Annotated in this window: 17 protein-coding genes; all 17 read right to left on the bottom strand. The window is 69.3% G+C overall.

The annotated features are described in order from the left end of the window. Positions 1–34: 34 nt before the first annotated feature. The 17 genes from ACRSCF_RS23175 to ACRSCF_RS23095 all read right to left on the bottom strand — a co-directional run bounded on the left by ACRSCF_RS23175 (position 35) and on the right by ACRSCF_RS23095 (position 18,732). A complete protein-coding gene (locus ACRSCF_RS23175) occupies positions 35–2,299 on the bottom strand; it encodes a TadG family pilus assembly protein (RefSeq protein WP_244386685.1) in 2,265 nt (754 codons plus the stop codon). A 17-nt stretch (positions 2,300–2,316) separates the two neighbouring features. Continuing rightward, positions 2,317–2,835 carry a TadE/TadG family type IV pilus assembly protein gene (locus tag ACRSCF_RS23170; protein ID WP_227472670.1) on the bottom strand — a complete coding sequence of 173 codons (519 nt, stop codon included), beginning with the start codon at positions 2,833–2,835 and terminating at the stop codon, positions 2,317–2,319. Between the two features lie 140 nt (positions 2,836–2,975). Next, positions 2,976–3,491: a TadE/TadG family type IV pilus assembly protein gene (locus ACRSCF_RS23165; protein ID WP_026062699.1), complete on the bottom strand. Its 516-nt coding sequence runs from the start codon at positions 3,489–3,491 to the stop codon at positions 2,976–2,978. 32 nt (positions 3,492–3,523) lie between these two features. Next, positions 3,524–3,973, bottom strand: a complete 450-nt coding sequence (locus tag ACRSCF_RS23160; protein ID WP_034368015.1) for a DUF3613 domain-containing protein — start codon at positions 3,971–3,973, stop codon at positions 3,524–3,526. A gap of 10 nt (positions 3,974–3,983) precedes the next feature. Beyond that, entirely contained in the window at positions 3,984–4,958 is a 975-nt protein-coding gene (locus tag ACRSCF_RS23155; protein ID WP_432675091.1) for a hypothetical protein, read from the bottom strand. A 2-nt stretch (positions 4,959–4,960) separates the two neighbouring features. Continuing rightward, on the bottom strand, positions 4,961–5,965 hold the full coding sequence (locus ACRSCF_RS23150) for a type II secretion system F family protein (protein WP_034368021.1): 1,005 nt from the start codon (positions 5,963–5,965) through the stop codon (positions 4,961–4,963). A gap of 60 nt (positions 5,966–6,025) precedes the next feature. Beyond that, the gene (locus ACRSCF_RS23145) at positions 6,026–6,988 is read right to left on the bottom strand and encodes a type II secretion system F family protein (protein WP_016450673.1); all 963 of its coding nucleotides are present in this window, start codon (positions 6,986–6,988) and stop codon (positions 6,026–6,028) included. Continuing rightward, the gene (locus tag ACRSCF_RS23140; RefSeq protein WP_016450674.1) at positions 6,985–8,307 is read right to left on the bottom strand and encodes a CpaF family protein; all 1,323 of its coding nucleotides are present in this window, start codon (positions 8,305–8,307) and stop codon (positions 6,985–6,987) included. Before ACRSCF_RS23140 ends, ACRSCF_RS23145 begins: the two co-directional genes overlap by 4 nt. A gap of 7 nt (positions 8,308–8,314) precedes the next feature. Beyond that, positions 8,315–9,856 carry a pilus assembly protein CpaE gene (locus tag ACRSCF_RS23135; protein ID WP_016450675.1) on the bottom strand — a complete coding sequence of 514 codons (1,542 nt, stop codon included), beginning with the start codon at positions 9,854–9,856 and terminating at the stop codon, positions 8,315–8,317. Positions 9,857–9,860: 4 nt separating this feature from the next. Beyond that, the gene (locus ACRSCF_RS23130) at positions 9,861–11,360 is read right to left on the bottom strand and encodes a type II and III secretion system protein family protein (RefSeq protein ID WP_244386683.1); all 1,500 of its coding nucleotides are present in this window, start codon (positions 11,358–11,360) and stop codon (positions 9,861–9,863) included. Positions 11,361–11,385: 25 nt separating this feature from the next. Continuing rightward, positions 11,386–12,432, bottom strand: coding sequence for a Flp pilus assembly protein CpaB (gene cpaB / locus ACRSCF_RS23125; RefSeq protein ID WP_016450677.1), 1,047 nt, complete (start codon positions 12,430–12,432; stop codon positions 11,386–11,388). Between the two features lie 192 nt (positions 12,433–12,624). Continuing rightward, positions 12,625–13,209, bottom strand: coding sequence for an A24 family peptidase (locus ACRSCF_RS23120; protein WP_080649882.1), 585 nt, complete (start codon positions 13,207–13,209; stop codon positions 12,625–12,627). Between the two features lie 2 nt (positions 13,210–13,211). Further along, positions 13,212–13,388, bottom strand: coding sequence for a Flp family type IVb pilin (locus ACRSCF_RS23115; RefSeq protein ID WP_016454539.1), 177 nt, complete (start codon positions 13,386–13,388; stop codon positions 13,212–13,214). A gap of 109 nt (positions 13,389–13,497) precedes the next feature. Continuing rightward, complete coding sequence (locus ACRSCF_RS23110; RefSeq protein WP_016450680.1) at positions 13,498–13,674, bottom strand: Flp family type IVb pilin; 177 nt, start codon at positions 13,672–13,674, stop codon at positions 13,498–13,500. 98 nt (positions 13,675–13,772) lie between these two features. After that, positions 13,773–15,494, bottom strand: a complete 1,722-nt coding sequence (locus ACRSCF_RS23105; protein WP_244386682.1) for a TolC family protein — start codon at positions 15,492–15,494, stop codon at positions 13,773–13,775. Beyond that, complete coding sequence (locus ACRSCF_RS23100; RefSeq protein WP_016450682.1) at positions 15,494–16,891, bottom strand: HlyD family type I secretion periplasmic adaptor subunit; 1,398 nt, start codon at positions 16,889–16,891, stop codon at positions 15,494–15,496. The genes ACRSCF_RS23105 and ACRSCF_RS23100 overlap by 1 nt, the downstream gene beginning before the upstream one ends. Next, positions 16,888–18,732, bottom strand: coding sequence for a peptidase domain-containing ABC transporter (locus ACRSCF_RS23095; protein WP_016450683.1), 1,845 nt, complete (start codon positions 18,730–18,732; stop codon positions 16,888–16,890). Before ACRSCF_RS23095 ends, ACRSCF_RS23100 begins: the two co-directional genes overlap by 4 nt. Positions 18,733–18,830: the final 98 nt, after the last annotated feature.

The raw sequence follows: 18,830 nt of genomic DNA, 5'->3' as shown, positions 1-18,830 counted from the left end.
GTTGTCGATTCATGGATTGGATGGCCTGTGCAGTTCAAAAAACCAGTTGCGCCGTGTCGCAGCCGATGGACAGGGCCTTGATGTCGGTGCGGCCCACCTCCAGGCCCAGCGTGTCCTTGAGCACCGTGGTCAGCAGCCCGCCCACGCCGTTGAGGATGGGCTTGAGCACGCCGGTGATCACCGGCTTGAGCAGGGTGCACAGGGCGCCGGTGCAGGTGAGGTTGTTGTCGCGGTTGAGCAGGGACTGGATCTCAGGGCTGTTGGCGTTGATCGCGTACAGGTACTGCGGGTGCGAGGTCAGCAGCTTGGTCACGTTGTGCTTGACGCAGCCGTTCCAGTTGAGCAGCGAGCTGAGCAGGCCCGCGCAGCTCTGGTAGCCGTTGTCGTAGGTGGAGATGCCCAGCACATCCAGCAGGCCGCCGGGCACGCTGGTGTAGGAGTTGAGGGCTGCCGAGAACGTGCCGCTGTTCCAGGTGGAGGACGGGCAGGCCACCAGCAGGCAGGACTTGGCGATGGCGTTGTTGAACGTGAAGTTGGAGGTGAGCAGCGGCGGCATGTAGTCCTTGTCGCTGGCCACGCCGCGCCCGTTGAGCAGCAGGTTGGTGAGGCTGGTCACGTTGTAGAGCCCGTTCACCATGGAGGCGTCCAGATAGGAGCCCAGCAGCCGCGTGGTGATGTCGGTGGGCGTGGTGCCCGGCGGCTGCAGCAGGCCGCTGAGCAGGTTGAGCAGGCCCGTGACGATGTTGTCGACCGTGTCGCCCAGCGCCAGCTGGTTCACCTGCGTGGAGCGGTTGGTCTTGGACCAGTTGGGGTCGGCCGGATCTTCGTAGCCCGGCTCCATGCCCAGGCCCGTGGTGGAGTCGGTGTACTCCAGGGCCGGCACCCACAGCTTGCCGGTCAGCACGGGCAGGTGCAGAAGGGTGATGAGCTGCTCGTCCTGCAGGCCCTTCTCGCAGCTTTGCTTGTTGGCCGGGTCCATCTTGCCCACGCAGGCGTTGAGGATGGAGGACTTGACCGACAGGTCCATGGTCTGCGGGCTGGCGCTGCACTGCAGCGCCGTCAGCGTGCCCGTGGCGTTGGTGATGTCCACGGCAATGGGCAGCTTGACCTGGGTGCCCAGGATGTCCTTGACCAGCCATTTGAGCGCGCCGCCCAGCAACTGGTCCGTGTCCACGTTCAGGTTCAGCCGGATCTGAGCGCTGTAGCCCTGCGTGCCGACGGGGCCCACGGCAATGGTGGGCGGCTGCACGATGGTCAGCTGGGCCTTGATGAGGCCGGCCACATCGAGCTGGTTGGCCTGCAGCGCATGGCCGTTGGCGCCGATGGCGATGGCGGTCTTGAGCACGTCGCCGATGCCCAACTGCACGTCCATGGCCGCGTTCAGCGGATCGGTGCGGCCGGCGCCCAGGAAGGCGAACAGGCCCTTCTGGTCATCCAGGCTGCCCAGCGGGATCTTGATGGTGCTCAGGCCCGCGTTGATGATCTGGGTCTTGAGCGCGTTGAGCTGCACGGCCAGCGCGTTGTCGGTGATGGCGCTGATGGAGGCATCGATCACGTTCAGCAGGGTGACGCTGGCGATGTTGGCCAGGCCCTCGGGCGACAGCGCGCGCAGCTGCTCTATGCCCAGGTTCACGCCCAGGGCCTTGAGCAGGCCGGCCGGGCTGATCTTGGCGTCGGCCAGGCCCTTGGAGTCCAGCAGGGTCAGCATGCCCACGTCCAGCCCCACCAGGCCCAGCAGCCCGCCCAGCGGCGTGTCCTTGTTGAAGCGCAGCAGCTGCGAGCCCACCTGGAAGGACGCCACCGAGTCGTTGCGCATGGCAATGGCCTCGGCCACCACCAGGCGGCTCCAGGTGCCGGGAAAGATGGTGGGCGAGGTGCCGCCCACCGTTACGCGCGCCGCGTTGAGCGGGCCGGAGGCGGCGTCGAAGAAGCGGCCGCCGCTGGACTGCCTGGCCGGGTCCGCCGGGTTCCAGTTGCCGCAGCTGACCAGGGTCTGGGCGCTGCTGCGGGTCAGGGGAACCGGCCAGTTGGCCGTGATGCTGTCCTCGCCCGCCGTCACGCAGGCGGCGCGGTTGCTGCGCTCGGCATTGATGGTCTGGGCGGCCTGGGTGGCTGCCAGATCGGCAATGCGCTGCAGGTCGCGCTTGGCGTAGTACATGTAGCCCAGGTCCACGATGCCGAGCAGCAGGAACAGCACCGAGCCCAGCAGGGCGAACTGCACAAGCAGGCTGCCGCCTTGCCGGCGCCCTTGCCGGCGCGTTCTGGGGCGTCGTACGGATGCGGGGAGGTGGGTGAGCATGCTCTGGTCCTCCTGTCTTAGCTGCCGGGGGCGAGCCTGATCAGGCTGCGGGCCTCCAGGCGCGTGGGTTCGCCCAGGGTCTGGCTGCCCACCTGCAGGCCCTGGCCCAGCACGGGGGGAAGCATGTACACCACGCTCAGCGTGGCTTGGGAACTGGTCCAGTCGATCTGCACCTGGGTGGGCGCCGTGCCGGGCGGAATGCCGCTGGCCGTCAGGCTCTGGTTCACCACGTCGGTGGTGGCCTGCAGGATGTTGGCGCGCTCGGCCGGCTTGGCCGGATTGAAGCCCGCCATCCCGCCGAAGGCCAGATGCTGGACCATGCGCGCGCCGTCGCCCGTGGCGCGCGCCACCGACTGCTGGGCCTGCAGCACGCGCCAGTACACGAACATGCCCATCAGCAGCATCACCATCACCCCGGCGATCAACGCGAACTCCACCGCCGCCACGCCGCGCTGCCGCCTGTGCAGCCCTGCCGCGAAGGTATCGCCGGTGTCCTGCATGAACTCGGCCGATGCAGCAGGGCGTGCCCCACGCACGGCATGCCCCAACCCAGGGACACCGAGGAAGGGCCTAAGCCGGCCGCGCCGCCCCGCCCCGAGGGTGTCGCCGGTTGCCCGGATGCCCCCCTCCCGCGAAGCGAGAGAGGGGGAAGGCGCGAAGCGACTCAGGGGGAGCTTCATAGCCCCCCCCTGTCCACCATGATGCTGGCGCTGGCGGTCAGCGTCGTCGGCATGACCAGGCCGAAGCCCGGCAGGGCGGGTGCTATCGGGCTGGTTCCATAAGGGATGGTGAAGCCCACGCGCACCATGCAGCGTTCGGCCACCAGCACGCCGCAGGTCAGCGTGGCCGAGCACAGCTCGCTGTTTTGCAGCCTGCAGATGCGCACGTCGATGCTGCCTGCCGTGGGCCTCAGGTCGGCCGGCAGCCAGTCCAGCCGCTGCTGCACCAGGCTGCGGGCTGCGTCCAGGCGGGCGCTGCGGCTGGTCTGGTAGCGCAGCGTGGCCCGCGCGGCGTCCTCGGCGGCGGCCTGCATGGATTCGCGCACCAGGAACGCCAGCCCGTAGCTGATGCAGGCGTACAGCAGGGCGAAGAACACCGGGAAGATGATGGCCCACTCCAGCGCGTACACCCCCCGCTGCCGCAGGCTGGCAGGCCGGTGGGGGTGGTGAGCGCGGAGTGGGCGCCGGATCATGGTCGTTCCTCAAGCTGCTGGCCGGGGCGGGCTCAGTTCTTGCCGCCGGCTTCGACGCTGGTCTTGTACAGGGCGGGGATTTCCGTCTCGAAGCTCTTGAGGTAGCGCGCATAGCTGCGCCGCGCCTGCTCGCCGTCGATGGGGCGGGCACGCTGGCCCGGCTGGCTGTGCTGCATTCCCAGCAGCCGCAGGGTGCCGCCGCCGATGTCGATCTCGCGCCGGGGCACGTACATCACGGTTCCATCGGGGTTGGTGTAGAGCGTGTAGCCGGCCAGGATGGAGTCGGTGGAGGGCTCGGCGAACACATGGGGCCGTGCATCCACCTGCTCGGGCGGGCTCTGCACTTCGCCAAAGGCCTGGGCGTGTGCCGGGGCCGTATGGGTCAGGGCCAGTGTCAGGGCCAGGCCGGCAGCCGGCAGCCAGGGCGCCAGCGCTGCGGCGGCTGCGCGGCGGGGCAAATGCATGCGGTGTGTGTCTGGCATGTCGTGGTCCTCAAAGTGGCGAGGCCGGTGCTGCGCCAGCGGCGCCGGACGGCTCGGACAGAAGAATGCGCCGGGTGATGCCGGCCGGCAGGGCGCTCGCGTCGGTGGCGGGCCTGGGCACGGGCTCCACGCCCCGCGCCTGCCGGGTCCCGGGCGCGGGCGCTGCGGACAGTTGGCCGCCGCGCAGGCGCACCGCCTCGTTCACGCTGGCCAGCTGGGACTGCAGGGTCTGCAGCGAGGTCTGGTCGATCATGGGCAGGGCGCCCTTGGCCTGGGGCTGCGCCAGCTGGCGCAGCAGCTGGGAGGCCTGGGTCTCGTTGCCGCTGGCCAGCCAGAACAGCGCCATGTTCAGCTGCACCCGCGCGTTGGCCGGAGCCAGCTGCGAGGCCTGCATGATGGGCATCTGCGCGGGGGCCAACTGGCCGTCGAGCATGTGGGCGTAGGCCAGGTCGCTGAGCACGTTGGCGTCTATGGGATTGAGCTGGCGCGCCTTCTCCAGCTGTTCCACGGCCTGGCCATACTCGCCCTGGCTTGCGTGCAGCAGGCCCAGGCCGCGCCGCGCGCGTGCCGTGGTGGCGCCCTGCAGCAGCGCCTGGTAGGCCTGCCGGGCCTGCTCGGCCTGGCCGGTGTTGCGCAGCGCGTCGGCCCGCATCAGGCGCGATTCCGGTTGCGTGCCGTATTGCTGCTCGAAGGCCTCGGTATGCGCCAGCGATGCATACCACTGGCCGGCCTGCTGCATCTGCGTGATCAGGTCCAGATAGGTCTGGGCGTTGTCGACCTGGGTGGCCTGCTGGGCGTCTTGCAGCTGCTGCTGTGCCTGGGCTGCGGTCTCCTGCTGCGAAGAGGTGGCGCCGTAGCCTTGCGGCCCTTTGCCGGCGCAGCCGGCCAGGGCCATGGCCATGGCCAGGGGGGCCAGGGCTGTCCGCGCTGTCAGTGCTGTCAGCGCTGGCGTCCGTCCGGCGGGGGTGCCTTTGTGGTGTCGCATGCCTAGCGTCCTCCCATGGTGGTCAATGCCCTGATCACGGCCAGGAAACCGGGGCCCGCCGTGATGACCAGCAGGGCGGGCAAAAGCGTGAGGACCATGACACCCGTCATCTTGACGGTGATGGAACCTATCTTTTCCTTGAAGCTGGCCTGGCGCTTTTCGCGCAGCCGGATGCTGAATTCCTTGAGCGGCTCCTGCACGGCGCCGCCATGCTTGTCCACCTGCACCAGCAGGTTGACGATGGCGCTCATGTCGTCGTCCGCGCTCATGTTGACCATGCGCTGGAAGGACTGCTCGCGCGTGCGGCCGGTGTTGTAGAGCTGGTTGGCCAGGGCCAGCTCGCCGCTGATGACGCGCAGCACGCCCTTGAACTCCGAGGCCAGGATCTGCAGGCTCTGGTCCACGCTCAGGCCCACGCCCTGCAGCAGTCTCAGCAGGTCCACGAACAGCGGCAGTTCCTCGACCACCTGCTCGCGCCGGCCCTTGGCCCGCGAGCGCAGAAACCACTTGGGAAGCATGAGCCCCAGGCTCACTGCCACAAAGCCGTAGACCAGCGCAGCGTTCTCGCCGGGGCGCAGCACACCCAGCGCCAGCAGGGGCAGGACCACGCACAGCACCATGCGGCTGGCCACATAGGCCATGCTGCCGTTGCGCGTGCCCACGCCGGCCTGGTCCAGCAGCTTGCGGTCCTCATCGGCCAGCAGGGCCTTGGCCACGCCCCATTGCAGCCAGGCCGGTGGCGGCAGGTTGGCCGCCACCGCCTGCGGGGAATCGGACGAACGCACGTTGATGGACAGCGGGTTGAGCAGTTGCGCGTCGTTGGCCTGCATGGCGCTCTTCGTGGCCGCCTTCGTGGTCGATGCCGAGTCGCGCGCCTGCAGGATCCTGGCGACCTGGCTGGAGGCGCGTGCCGAGCGCCACAGCCTCCACACCAGGGTGGACGCCCACAGCACCAGTCCCAGAGCGCCCAGGCCGATGCTGGCGATCCACAGTTGCTGCGTGTTCATGCGTGGCTCCTTGCGCAGACGGGTGGGCGGGCGTGTGCTTGTGCCTGTGCTGTCATGGGTTCACCTCAGCTTGGCCAGCCGGTACAGGAGAAAGGCGCCCAGGGCTTCCAGGGCGGCGGCGACCAGGACCATGGTCTGGCCGCTGTCGTCGTTCCACATGCGCATGAAATAGCCCCGGTTGATCACCATGATCAGCGTCCCCACCACCAGGGGCAGCAGGGCCAGCACCCAGGCCGACATGCGGATCTCGGAGGACAGCGCATGCAGTTCGCGCTCGGCGGACTGGCGGTCGCGGATGTAGGCCGACACGCGCTCGAGCACCAGGTCGGCGCGGCCGCCATAGCGCACGCTCATGCGGAACACGGCGGCCAGCAGGCCGAATTCGGGCAGGCGCCAGTTGCGCTCGAGCTGGCCCATGGCCTGCCCCAGATCGGGCGAGGCACTGAGCATGGCCGCCGCCTGCTGCAGGGCATCGCCCAGCGGATCGGGGACGTTGTTCAGCGCCATCTGGAAGGCCGCATGGGGCGAGTTGCCGATGGAGATCAGGCGGACCATGTTGTCCAGGAAGCCGGGCAGCTGCTGCAGCAGCCTTTCGCGGCGCTTGGCCTGCCGCCGCCAGATGCCCAGGCCCAGAAGCACGGCATAGAGCACGGCCACCACCAGCCCTGCCGCCGCTCCTGCCTGGCTGGCAGCCAGCAGGGCCAGGACCAGGCCGGTGATGGCGAACAGGGCCAGGGTGTTGGATGAGATGCCCCAGGACTGGATGCCCAGGCGCTGGTTCAGCCATTGCACCGCGGCGGGCGCCGGCGCAGGCTGCGGCGCGGCGGGCTTGTAGACAGGCTCGGCCATGGCAAGCGCGGGCGCAATCGCCTCCCTGTGGCCTTCGACGCTGCGCTGCAGGTGCAGCTTGATCGACTGCTCATGCTCCTTGCGGCGCCCGCGCATGATCACCCACAGCGCCAGTGCCAGCAGCAGGCAGGCCAGCGCGCCGAGGATGAGGATGACGGGTGCCAGGCCTGTCATCGCACGCCTCCGCTGCCGGCCTGCTGCTGCGAGCGCCACCAGCTCAGCAGCTTGGGCGAGTGGGGCGAGATGCCCAGCGAGACCCAGTGGTCGATTTCCTGCCCGTCGCCGCCCACCTGGGGCTCGTAGCGGTACAGCTCCTGCATGGAGATCATGTTGTCGGTCATGCCCGTGACCTCGGTCAGCGACAGCAGGCGCCGGCGGCCGTTGGACAGGCGGCCGATCTGCACGATGAAGTCCACGGCATTGGCGATCTGGCGGCGCAGGCTGACTTCGCTGCCCTGGAAGCCCGCAAAGCCTGCCAGCATCTCGGCCCGGTACAGGCACTCGCGCGGCGAGCTGGCGTGGATGGTGCCCATGGAGCCGTCATGGCCGGTGTTCATGGCCTGCAGCAGCTCCAGCACTTCGCCGCCGCGCACTTCGCCGACGATGATGCGGTCGGGCCGCATGCGCAGGCTGTTGCGCAGCAGGTCGCGGATGCTGACGTGGCCCGAGCCGTCGAAGCCGCCGGGGCGGCTTTCCAGCCGCACCACATGGTTGTGGTTGAGGGCCAGCTCGGCCGTGTCCTCGATGGAGACGATGCGCTCGCTGGAGGGGATGAAGCTGGCCAGCGCGTTGAGCAGCGAGGTCTTGCCCGAGCTGGTGCCGCCGCTGACCAGGATGTTGCAGCGCGCCTGCACGGCCATCTCCAGGATGCGGCAGATGTCGTGGTTGAAGGTGCCCAGCTGCACCAGCTCGGAAGGCGTCAGCGGGTCCTTGCGGAACTTGCGGATGGAGACCGAGGGGCCGTCGATGGACAGCGGCTCGATGATGACGTTGATGCGCCCGCCATCGGGCAGGCGGGCATCGACCATGGGGCTGGATTCATCGAGACGCCGGCCCAGCGGCGCCAGGATGCGGCGCACGATGCGCAGCACATGCTCGTCGTCCTTGAAGTGCAGGGTCTCGCGCTGCAGCACGCCGCCGCGCGAGACGTAGATGTTGCCATGGCCGTTGATGAGGATGTCCTCGACCCGGGGGTCCTCCAGCAGCGGCTGCAGCGGTCCCAGTCCCGTGAGTTCGCGCGTGAGGGCGCGCGCCACCTGCAGCGCTTCCTGCTCGTTGACGGGCACGGAGTGCAGGCGGATGAAGCTGTCCAGCTCCATCAGCACGAACTGCGCGATGGCAGCCTGCGACCAGCGGCCGAACTCGGCGCCCAGCTCCTCGATGCGGCTGAGCAAATGCTCGTGCGTGCGGTTCTTCAGGTCGAGGAACAGCGCGCTTTGCTCGAACTCGCTGGCCTGTGCGTCCGCCAGATGGGAATAAGCCGTGGTCGTCATGGTGCGTTCAGCTTCTTGTTCGGTGGAAGAAACGGTTCAGTCCGCGGGCGGGCGCGGCCTGATCGCCCGCATGGGCCTGGTGGTGGGTGGTGATCAGCAAGGTGGCGAGCTTGTCCACGGCCTGCACATAGGGCTCCCGCTGCAGGCGGCTGGGCAGCAGCTGGCCCTGGTTGACGGCCTGGGCCAGCTCCCGGCGGCGCTCGGGGATGGTGGCCAGCAGCGGCAGCTGCAGCTGCCTGGCGATCTGCTGGGCCTCCAGTTCGAGCTGGCTGTCGTGCCGGCTGACGATGAGGTGCATGCGTTCGCGCTCGATCTTTTGCTCGTCCAGCTGGCGCAGCAGTTCGGTGGTGGAGACCACGCTGGCCACGCTCTGGTCGCAGACCACCCAGACCTGGCTGGCGCGCAGCGCCACGCGCATGGCCAGGTGGGTGGGGACGACGGCGCCCAGGTCGGCAATCACGTGGCGGAAGTACTGGCGCAGGCGCAGCAGCAGGGCATCGACGTCGGCATACGAGACATCGCGCAGGCGGCTGGACTGGCGCGGCAGCGTGAGCATGCGCAGGCCGCTTTCGTGGCGTGACAGGCCGGTGGAGGCCAGGCGCCGGTCGAAGCGGCGCAGGTTGTTGACGGCCTCGATGAAGTCGAAGTCGCTTTGCGTTCCCATGTACAGGGAGCAGTCGCCGCTGGGATTGCCCAGGTCGATGAGCAGGCCGTCCAGCGTTTCGTTGCTGATTTCGCTGGCGCTGATTTCCTTGCCCTCGATCCGGCCGTGCAGGCGCTTTTGCAGATACCAGGCCAGGTGCGAGACCAGCAGGCTGCTGCCCAGGCCCGCGCGTGCGGACAGGATGGCCGTCAGCGGCGCGCTGGGCGCGCTGGACTGCGGTGCCGGCATGCGCTTGATCAGCTCGCGCACGGTCTGCAGCGCGGTCTGCACGGGCGCGTCCACGTCCAGGAAATCCTGCACGCCGGCACGCAGGGCGGCCAGCATGCACTGCGGGTACTTGGTGCGGCCCACAGCCACGCAGGGCAGGTGGGGGTGGGAGATGTGCAGCTGGGAGGCCAGATGGGCGGCCTCATCGGTGGACAGCGGGTCGAAATGCACAAAGATGGCATGCGGCATGAAGCGCTGTACCTGCTCCGTGATGTTGTCCTGGAAGCGCGCCACGTGCAGCCGTGTGCCGTCCAGCATGCGCTGCATCCAGGACTGGGCCAGCGCGCTTTCGGGCGTGCCGGCATGGATGAACAGCAGCTCCATCTCCAGCACATCGTCGAGCGGCTGTGGCGGCTGGCGCAGCGCGGCAGTCGATGCAGCGGCGGACGCCGCTGCGGCATGGGGCGGCGCCATCCTGTCCGGTGGCGCCTTGTCCAGCAGCGCCTTGTCCAGCAGCGCTTTTTCCTGGGCCATCGCGTCGGTGGCGGGCTGCAGCTTGCCGGCCAGCGAGGTCGAGGAACGCAGACCCAGCAATGTCTCCAGCGAGGTGGGTGAGCCGATGGCCGGCGAGCCTGTGGCGTCCACAGGCGAATCGGTTGCGGTGGGCTTGCTTGTCATGTCGTCAGTACGAGAAACCGGGTACGGCGGTGTCTTGGTTCATTCCGCCGGCGAGGTAGGGCAGCCAGACCTTGCCGGCGTTGCGCTGCTCGGAGCGCGCGCCCGGCAGCAGGGCTTCGAGGTTGGTGCTGGCGGGCAGCGGGTGGACCAGGCGCGGGGTGACGATGATCACCAGCTCGGTCTCTTCCTGCGTGTAGTTGAGGTTCTTGAAGAAGGTGCCCAGGATGGGCAGGTCGCCCAGCACGGGCACCTTGCTGACGTTGGAGGTGGTGGCGCGGCTGACCAGCCCGCCGATGACGAAGCTCTCGCCATCGGCCAGCTCCACCGAGGTGTCCGCGCGGCGCGTGCGGATGGCGGGCACGGTGACGCCGCTGATGGTCACGCCGCTGTTGAAGTCCAGGTCGCTGGCCTCGGGCGAGACCTTCAGGGCGATGCGCTCGTCCGACAGGATGGTGGGCGTCAGCTGCAGCTTGATGCCGAATTCCTTGTACTGGATGGCAATGTTGCCGTCGCGCGCAGGCACGGGAATCGGCAGCTCGCCGCCGGCCAGGAAGCTGGCGTTCTGGCCGGTCTGTGCCAGCAGGGTCGGCCGGGCCAGCACGCGGGCCATGCCGTTGCCCTCGAGGATGCTCAGCTGCGTGACGATGCCGGCGCCACTGAAGGCCTTGCCGAAGGTCATCACCAGGCTCATGGCGCTGGCAATGGCCGAGGAGGTGTTGTTGGACACGCTGCCCGATCCCGTGTTGCCCGAGCCCGTGCCGCCCGACCCGGTATTGCCCGTTCCCGTGCCCGTGCCGTTGGTATTGGTGCTGATGCTGCCGACCACGCCGGGGCTGAAGCTGCCGAAGCTGAAGCCCTGGTTGTTGCGCCCGCCGCTGTAGATATTGACGCCTACGCGCTTCATGGCGGATTTCTTGAACTCCACCACCTGCACGTCCACCTGCACGGTGTTGCTCCTGACATCGATCTGCGCGTTGTCCACCAGCGGCGTCTGGGCGGGCGCGCCCAGGCGCAGTTCGGCCACGGCCTGGGCATGCTCGGGGACCGAGGCCAGCCGCTTTTCCAGCAGCAGGTGCTGGCCTCTGACCTGGACCTCCCAGCGCTGGGGAACGCCGCCCTTGCGGGGCCACACCACCAAGCTGGTGCTGCCCTGGGCCTTGGGCGTGAGCAGCAGCTCGGTTCCGCCGGAGCCGGAACCGGCACTGGAGCTGGCGCCCGGCGTGGCGCGCAGCAGTTTCACATCCAGCACATTGGGGTCGCCCACGGCGATGCGGACCGGGGCGTCGGCCAGCGCCATCAGGTGCTGGCGCCCGGCCACCAGCTGCAGGGATTCGCCAGAAAGCATGTCGCCGGCACCAGGGTTGGCCATGCCCTGGCCGGCAGCGGTGTCCGCTGGGGCAGACACCGCTGGCGTCAAGGCCAGCAAGGCCATGCTGCCGCACAGCGTCCAGACCGCCCTCTGCAGCGGCGTTGCCCCGGCCGTCGAGATGTTCTTGCACTTCATGGCATCTCCCTCTTGTTGTGTGTTGTCAGTAGTTCACCATCTGCACGGCCGCTCCGTTGTGCAGCTCCACCGTGCGTTCGCGCGGGGCCCGCTGCGGCTGCGGCCGCACGGCGGGCGCGAGGGCCGTCATGGGCTGCGCGGCCGGCTTGCGGATGTTCCTGGCGTCGGCGCCGGTGGCCAGGTCCTGCATGCGCAGGCCGGCGAAGGCGCGGTCTGCACCCTCCAGCGTCTGGTCCTTCCTGAGGCGGCCGGCCACCGGCTGCAGCGCGCCGGGCAGGGCGGCGAAGAGCTTGGGATCGGGCACGGACAGGTCGTCGGGGTTGCGCAGGGCCAGGGTGAGCTGGCCGAATTTCTCGGCCAGCGTGAGGCGCTCCACATCGTCCAGCGGCACGGCCAGCACGGCCGATTGCACGTTCTCCGGGCGCTGGCCTGCCTGATCGCCGGCGCTGGCGCGGCGCAGCGGCGAGCCTGACGACTCCTTGTCCTGCTGTGCCTGGCGCTGGGCCGCCGACAGGGGCGGGCGCTCGACGCTGCCGGCGCCATAGGCCAGCACGCGGCTGCGCGCCAGCAGCAGCCGGGTCTGCGCGTCCACGGGCGCCTGGTCGGACTTGCCGTCCAGCGTGAAGTAGACATCCACAAAATCACCGGGGCGCACATGGTGGCCTGCGGCCATCTGCTCCCGGATGGCAATCGCAACGGCCCGCTGGCCCGGCTCCAGTTGCAGCGCCAGGCCGCTGAGCAGTTGCTGCTCGAACAGCGGGGTGCCCGGTGTGAGCGGCATCAGCGTGGTGCGGCCCAGCACGTCGTCGGTTGCGGCAAAGCTGCCCGGCACGGGGGCAGGCAGCTGGGCCAGCTTCACATCGTCGCTGCCGATGCGCTGGCCTGCGGCAATGGCCTGGGCCACGACCACGACGGCGTGCAGCTGGGCCGGTTCGGGGGCCGGCTGCGACGAGGCCGCGGGGGAGGGGGCAGCCACGGGGCGTGCGGGCTGGCTGCCCAGCATCCAGGCAAGGCCCGCAAGCACGATGGCAAGCCCCACCAGCAGTCCGGCAAGAATCTTGGTGAGGTTCATGGCTGGGACTCCTGGTGCAAGTGCGTTGCGACGGTGTTCATGGCCGGGGGCTGCCCTGGCGCTTTCCTGCCATGGCGGAGAAGCTCCTCCAGGGCAGGAAAGCGTCCAGGCAGCGCACGGCCATGGCGTGTGGCGGAGCCGGTCCATGGACGGCGTGGAGGCAGGCAGGTGACAGGCATGGGCATCTCCGGTTCAGACAAGTGGCTGGCTGTGGCGCCAGGCCAGGGCGATGGCCGCAATGGCCATGTAGCCGGCATAGGGGATGGAGCGCTGGGGCTGGCGCGGTCCATCGGTGGCGCCTGCGGGCCGGGGCGTCGCGCCAAGGGGCGCCAGGCGGGCAGTCCAGGACAGGGCCGCGCTGGACAGGGGCAGCCGTGCCTGCAGCCACAGCCCGGTGGGGCTGTCCCGAAGGTGGCGCAGCGACAGAACCAGTACACCGTGCAGGCCGGCCAGCAGGCTGCCGCCGGTCCAGATCAGCAGCAGGTCGAAGCCCCACCCGAACCACAGTCCCGCGACCGCGCCGAACTTGACGTCGCCCGCACCCATCCAGCGCAGTGCATAGAAAGGAAGCAGTACGGCAAACCCCGCCAGCATGCCGGCCAGCGCGTTCCAGGCCGAGACCTGGAACGGCTGGGCCCCACTGGCCAGTGCGCCAGCGCCTGTGGCCAGGCCGAGCAGCACCATCCAGTTGCGCACGCGGCGGATGCGCAGATCCATGGCCGCAATCGTTGCGAGCCATGTGATGCAGACGCATAGCCATAGCGAGGTCGGCTCCATCTTCAGGGCGCAAGACCTGTGAGCTTGGTGGCCAACCGGTTGAACAGTCCGTTCAGATCGGTGCCCAGCGCGGTGGCGCCCACGACGATCCCCACGGCAATCAGCCCGGCAATCAGTCCGTACTCGATGGCGGTGGCGCCTTCCTCGTCTTTCCAGAAGTTCTTGATCGTTTCGGTCATGTCATGGTCCTTTCGGTTTGCAAGTTGCCTCGGGGCCGGTGGCCGGCATGGCGATCGCGCATCGGGCCGACCCCTTGCGGGCCCACTCGGATCGCGCCGGAGCCGGCGCTCAGGGCGTGAAGCCGGTGAGCTTGGTGGCGATCCGTGTGAACAGGCCGTTCAGATTGGTGCCCAGCGCAGTGGCGCCCACCACGATCCCCACGGCGATGAGGCCGGCGATCAAGCCGTACTCGATGGCGGTGGCGCCTTCCTCGTCTTTCCAGAAGTTCTTGATGATGTCGGTCATGGCATCGTCCTTTCGGTTGCAAAAGCCCATCGTTGTCGATGGCAGCGGCTGGCGATGGGCCCAAGCCGGCCGCTGCACGGGAACCCCTGCTTCCCACTTCACCACTGCTGTCGCGCGGCGGTGGTTTGAAAAGCGTCTGAAATGGGGCGCAACTGCTGCTCAAGGCGCAGCTGGATTCGTTGGGGCATGGCGCTGGCGGACAGGGTGGCCACGGCAGCGTCCATGGGGTCGGGGCGGGTGCGCGAGGGGGCCTGGCCGGGAGCCATGCCGGGCACCGTGCCGGGCGAGGGGTCCGGCGTGCCGCCACCTGCTGGAATGGGTTTTTGCGTGCTGAACAGCGCGTTCAGCCATTGGTCGGGCGGGTCCTGCGGCAGCAGGCGGCCGGTGGTGCGCGCCAGGCGCAGTTCGTTGATGCGCTGGTCGTAGATGGCGTCGGCCTCGTCCAGCAGCAGGCGCTGCATGTCCAGCTGGGCGTCCAGCACCTGGGCCAGGCTGCCGCGGCCGACTTCGAGCAGGCGCCGGCGGCCCTCGAAGGCGGCGCGCGCCTCGCGCACGGCGTCGGCCAGCTGGCTTTCGCGCTGGCGGCCGGACTGGGTGCGGCCCCAGGCGGCGGAGGCGGTCTCGCGCACCTGGCGGCGCACGGTTTCCTGTTGCGCTTCCTGGGCCTGCAGTTCGTTGATGGCCTTGAGGATGCGGTCGCGCAGCTCGAAGCCGTTGCCGAAGTTCCAGCTCAGCTCCACGCCGTAGCGCGTGCCCTCGGCATAGAGCACGCCGCTGGGGTCGCGCGTGTGGGCCACCACGGCGGCCAGGGTGGGAAAGCGCTGGGATTTGCTGCGGTCGACTTCGGCGCGGGCCTTCTCGATCTGCTGCTGCATTTCCTGCAGCTCGGGGCTGACGGCTTCGGACGCCTGCAGGGCCGAGTCTTCGCTGGCCGGCATCCATTGCTCGGGCACATTGAGCTGGGGCAGCCAGCCGGCCTGGGGCGTGAAGCCGAAGTAGCGCGTGAAGCGGGCCAGCGCATCCATGCGCTGCGACTCCAGCGCATGCTGCTGGGCCAGGGCGCCGGCCTGGCGCGAGGCGGCCTGGCGCAGGTCGTTGCGGCCCACGGCGCCCAGTTCGGCGCGGCGCTCCTCGATGCGCGCGAGCTGGCCGATGATGCGTGCCGACTCGGCCGCCACGCGCGCCTTGTCCTCGAAGCGGTGCAGCTCCAGCAGGGCGGTCAGTGCCTCCAGCAGCACGTTCTGGCGCGTGCCGTAGAGCACGCTGCCCTGGGCCGCTTCCTGCGATTCGGCCGAGCGGATGCCCGCGCCGATGGCTCCGCCATCGAGCAGGGCCATGCGCACTTCGGCATTGACGGCGGTGTACGACTCGCGGCCCCGGCGGAGCTTGGCATCGCCCGTGTTGGTGCCCACCTTGAAGGTGGGCCAGCGCGCGCCGCGCGCGGTGTTCACGTCATGCCCGGCCGATTCCAGCGCGGCGCGCGCCTTGCGCACGTCGGGGTATTCGTCGAGCAGGGCGTAGAGGGCATCGAGCAGGCGGCGCTGCCCGCTGTCGCTGGCCAGGGTGCCGGGCGTGAGCTGCTGGGCCAGGCGCAGGACCACGGCGTCGGGTACCGGGACGGATGCGGGTTCGGGTGAAGGTGCGTGAGCGGAGTCCGCCGTGCCCGCCGCAGCCGTGGTGGCCAGGTCCGGTTCCTCGGCCGCCATGGGCGCGGCCTCAGCCTGCAGCGCCTGCAGGGCCGATACGCAGCAGGCAGCGGCCAGCAGCTGGCGCAGCCGGGCGTGCCAGCCTGTGGTGGGAGTGGACGGGCGGCCTTGCATCAGGGCTCCCGGAAGGCTTCGCTCTGGATGCGCAGCACGGGCCGCAGCAAGTACCAGATAAAGGGTTCGTGGCCCAGCAACAGGTCGAGCTCGGCCTGCATGCCGGTGGTGATGCGGTTGTCGGTGCGGCCCACCCAGGGCTGCTCCAGGCTGGCCTGGATGCGGAAGTACGAGGGCGAGTCGGCCAGGTTGGGGTCGCGGTCGGCATCGGCGGCCACCAGGGTGACCTGGCCGGGCACCGAGCCGTAGCGCAGGAAATCGTAGGCCGAGATCTTCACCCGGGTGGGCTGGCCGGTGCGCACGTAGCCACGGTCGGCGGGGCTCAGGCGTGCTTCGACGATGACCTCGTCCTTGTCGGGCACGACTTCGAGGATGGGCTCGCCGGGCTTGACCACCCAGCCTGCACCCGAGCTGCGCAGTCCCTTGACGAAGCCGCTGGTGGGCGCCAGCACGGCGGTGCGCGTGCGCTGGGTCCGGGCGCGCACCAGGTCTTCGTTGAGGCTGGCCAGCTCGCGTTCGGTCTGGGCCAGTTCGTCGGAGGCGCGGCGGCGGAAGGCGCCCTGGGTCTCCTGCAGCTTGGCCTGGGCCTGCTCGATCTTGGCGCGGTTGCTGAACAGCGTCTGGCGCGATGCCGCCAGCTCGGCGCGGACCTGCTCCAGCGCCCGCTGCTTGTCCAGCACTTCCAGCTGGCCGATCAGCTGCTCGGCGGCGAGCTGCCCGGCAATGGAGGCTTCCTGCTGGTGCAGGCGCAGATTGGTCTCCAGCCCCTCGATGCGGGCCTGGACCTGGGCCACGTCGCCGCGCGCCTGCTGCAGCTGGGCCTGGGCCGCGGCAATGCTGCCCTGGTGTTCCAGCGCGCGGGCCGAGAAGGCGCCCAGCTCGGCCTGGACCACCTGCGGGTCCAGGTCGGCCGGGAAACTGGTGCGCTGCAGCGGCCTGCCCTGGCTTTCCGCGCCCAGCCGTACCTTGACCGCCTGGGCCGTGGCCATGCGCGCCGTGAGCTGTTCGAGGTTGAGGCTGTTGCCGCCCAGGTCGATCTCCAGCAGGGGCTGGCCCTGGGTCACGGCCTGGCCTTCGCGCACATGGACGGCGGTGACGATGCCGCCTTCCAGATGCTGCACGGTCTGCACGCGGTCGGAGGGGATGACCTGGCCGCTGGCCACCACCACGTTCTCCACGGGATAGAACAGGCCGGTGATCACCAGCGCGGTGACCGGGATGGCGAGCAGCCACTTGCCGCGCGCCAGGCCTGCCCAGCGCGATACGGGGGGCGTTGCGGGTGGCGTTGCGCCGGATGCATCCGCGCCGGCCCCGGCCGGCCCGGCCTCGAGCGGGCGGGATGGCTGGTGCGACTGGCGCAGCACCAGGGGCAGATCGTCGTAGCGGCCGGCTCTCATGAGGCAAGCTCCGGCGCGACGGCGGGCTGGTCGGGATGCGGGGCCTTGTCTGCGGGTGCGGGGGCCGCTGCGGGCACGGCGGCCTCGCGTGCCGTGCCGAACAGCTGGGGCAGCAGTTGCTGGGGCGAGCCATGCTCGATGCCGCCATCGCCGCGCACATGGTAGAGGTGCTGGGCCATGGAGGCCACGCGCAGCGAGTGCGTGACGACGATGACCGTGTGCTTGAGCGCAATCTGCCGCAGTGTCTGCAGCAGCGCGGTTTCGCTCTCGAAATCCAGGTCGTTGCTGGGCTCGTCCAGGATCAGCACGGAGGGGTTGCGCAGGAACAGCTGGGCCAGGGCCAGCTTGCGCAGCTCGCCCGCCGACAGGCCCGCGCCGCCTTCGCCCAGCACCGTCTGGTAGCCCTGGGGCAGGCGGCTGATGAAGCCATGCGCGCCCGAGATCTGGCAGGCGGTGACGATCTTGTGGTCGTCGGCATCGGGGTTGACCATGCGCAGCCCGTCCACGATGGGGCCGCTGAACCAGTACACCTGCTGGGCCAGGCAGCCTATCCAGCGGCCCAGCTCGGCGCGCGGGAACTGGGCCATGTCGTATTCATCGATGAAGATGCGGCCCTGCGTGGGCTGGTAGAGCCCTGCCAGCAGCTTGGCCAGGGTGGACTTGCCGGCGCCGTTGCGCCCCACGATGGCGTGCAGCCCGCCGGGGCCGATCTCCAGCGAGGCCTGCTCCAGCGCCACATGGCCGCCCGGGTAATGGAAGCTGGCCTGGTCCAGGCGCAGCCGGCCCTGGGGACGCGGCAGGTCCACGGTCTCGGCCGTGATTTCGACGGGCTCCTCCAGCACGGACTGCAGGCGGCGTGCGGCCTCGTTGGCCTGGGCCAGCGAGCGCCAGTTGCTGGCCAGCTGCGAGATGGGGCCCAGCGCCTTGCCCGACAGCAGGTTCACGGCCATCAGGCTGCCGATGCTCATCCACTGCGCATTGATGGCAATGGCACCCACGGTGATCACCGCGATGGAGAACAGCGTCAGCAGCACGGTGCTGGCTTCGCGCGCGTTTTCCATCTCGCCGTTCTTGCCGAAGCTCTCGGCCAGCCAGCGGTCATAGCCGTTTTGCCAGTTCTGGCGCGCGGCGGCGTCGTAGCCCAGCACCTTCAGCGTGGCGCGGGCGTTGCAGACTTCGGCCGTGCCCCGGTCCAGCATGCGGGCCTGGGCGATTTCCTCCACGCGGCCGCTGCGCACCTCGTCGGCCCACCACCAGGCCAGCACGCCCATGATGAGCATGGCCACCAGGATCACCGGCAGCACGGGCCAGGCAATGATGCCGATGACCACCAGGGCCAGCAGGGCCATGGGCAGGTCCAGCAGCGAGGTCGCCAGGCCCCCGGACATGCCCGAGCGCATGGCGCTCACGTCGCGGAACAGCTGCAGCCACTGGCTGGAAGAGCGCTGCTCCAGCGCGGCCAGCGGGTGGCGCAGCATGGAATGCATCAGCGCCTGGGAGACATCGCGGTCGATCATGGCGCCGGCTTCGCGCAGGGCGCGGGCGCGCCGGCGGCGCAGCCACCATTCCAGGCCCAGGAAGCACAGCACGCCGGCCACCATGGCCGTGAGCGTGGCCGTGCCGCCGCGTGCAATGACGCGGTTGTAGACCTGCAGCAGGAAGATGGATGGCAACAGGCCCAGCACACTGATGGGCAGGGACAGCCACGCGGCACGGCGCAGCTGGTGAGCGGCCCGGTCGAAGGACTCGGCGATGGCAGTTGCAAAAGCCCCCACCGTCTCCGTTCCCGACGGCATCGCCGTGGCCTTGGCCAACTGGCGGGGAAGAAGGTATCGGATCATGTTCTGATGGGCTTAGTAAACGTCTTTACAAAATGTAAAGGCGCTCGTTTCCCAAATACTGTAGCGAGTTATATACAGTCCTCTATAAGTTTTATTCA

This window comes from Delftia sp. 11MD (assembly GCF_050907895.1).
Classification (GTDB): Bacteria; Pseudomonadota; Gammaproteobacteria; order Burkholderiales; family Burkholderiaceae_C; genus Comamonas; species Comamonas tsuruhatensis.
The sequence above is the reverse complement of the archived record's forward strand: the minus strand, read 5'-3'. Positions and strand labels throughout refer to the sequence as shown.

What these genes read in the sequence shown, in the direction of transcription:
- ACRSCF_RS23150 (WP_034368021.1), bottom strand. Translation starts at nt 5,965, where the DNA reads ATGAACACGCAGCAACTGTGGATCGCCAGCATCGGCCTGGGCGCTCTG.
- ACRSCF_RS23155 (WP_432675091.1), bottom strand. Translation starts at nt 4,958, where the DNA reads ATGCGACACCACAAAGGCACCCCCGCCGGACGGACGCCAGCGCTGACA.
- ACRSCF_RS23120 (WP_080649882.1), bottom strand. Translation starts at nt 13,209, where the DNA reads ATGGAGCCGACCTCGCTATGGCTATGCGTCTGCATCACATGGCTCGCA.
- ACRSCF_RS23145 (WP_016450673.1), bottom strand. Translation starts at nt 6,988, where the DNA reads ATGACAGGCCTGGCACCCGTCATCCTCATCCTCGGCGCGCTGGCCTGC.
- ACRSCF_RS23115 (WP_016454539.1), bottom strand. Translation starts at nt 13,388, where the DNA reads ATGACCGAAACGATCAAGAACTTCTGGAAAGACGAGGAAGGCGCCACC.
- cpaB (WP_016450677.1), bottom strand. Translation starts at nt 12,432, where the DNA reads ATGAACCTCACCAAGATTCTTGCCGGACTGCTGGTGGGGCTTGCCATC.
- ACRSCF_RS23165 (WP_026062699.1), bottom strand. Translation starts at nt 3,491, where the DNA reads ATGATCCGGCGCCCACTCCGCGCTCACCACCCCCACCGGCCTGCCAGC.
- ACRSCF_RS23130 (WP_244386683.1), bottom strand. Translation starts at nt 11,360, where the DNA reads ATGAAGTGCAAGAACATCTCGACGGCCGGGGCAACGCCGCTGCAGAGG.
- ACRSCF_RS23095 (WP_016450683.1), bottom strand. Translation starts at nt 18,732, where the DNA reads ATGATCCGATACCTTCTTCCCCGCCAGTTGGCCAAGGCCACGGCGATG.
- ACRSCF_RS23140 (WP_016450674.1), bottom strand. Translation starts at nt 8,307, where the DNA reads ATGACGACCACGGCTTATTCCCATCTGGCGGACGCACAGGCCAGCGAG.
- ACRSCF_RS23110 (WP_016450680.1), bottom strand. Translation starts at nt 13,674, where the DNA reads ATGACCGACATCATCAAGAACTTCTGGAAAGACGAGGAAGGCGCCACC.
- ACRSCF_RS23160 (WP_034368015.1), bottom strand. Translation starts at nt 3,973, where the DNA reads ATGCCAGACACACACCGCATGCATTTGCCCCGCCGCGCAGCCGCCGCA.
- ACRSCF_RS23105 (WP_244386682.1), bottom strand. Translation starts at nt 15,494, where the DNA reads ATGCAAGGCCGCCCGTCCACTCCCACCACAGGCTGGCACGCCCGGCTG.
- ACRSCF_RS23100 (WP_016450682.1), bottom strand. Translation starts at nt 16,891, where the DNA reads ATGAGAGCCGGCCGCTACGACGATCTGCCCCTGGTGCTGCGCCAGTCG.
- ACRSCF_RS23135 (WP_016450675.1), bottom strand. Translation starts at nt 9,856, where the DNA reads ATGACAAGCAAGCCCACCGCAACCGATTCGCCTGTGGACGCCACAGGC.
- ACRSCF_RS23175 (WP_244386685.1), bottom strand. Translation starts at nt 2,299, where the DNA reads ATGCTCACCCACCTCCCCGCATCCGTACGACGCCCCAGAACGCGCCGG.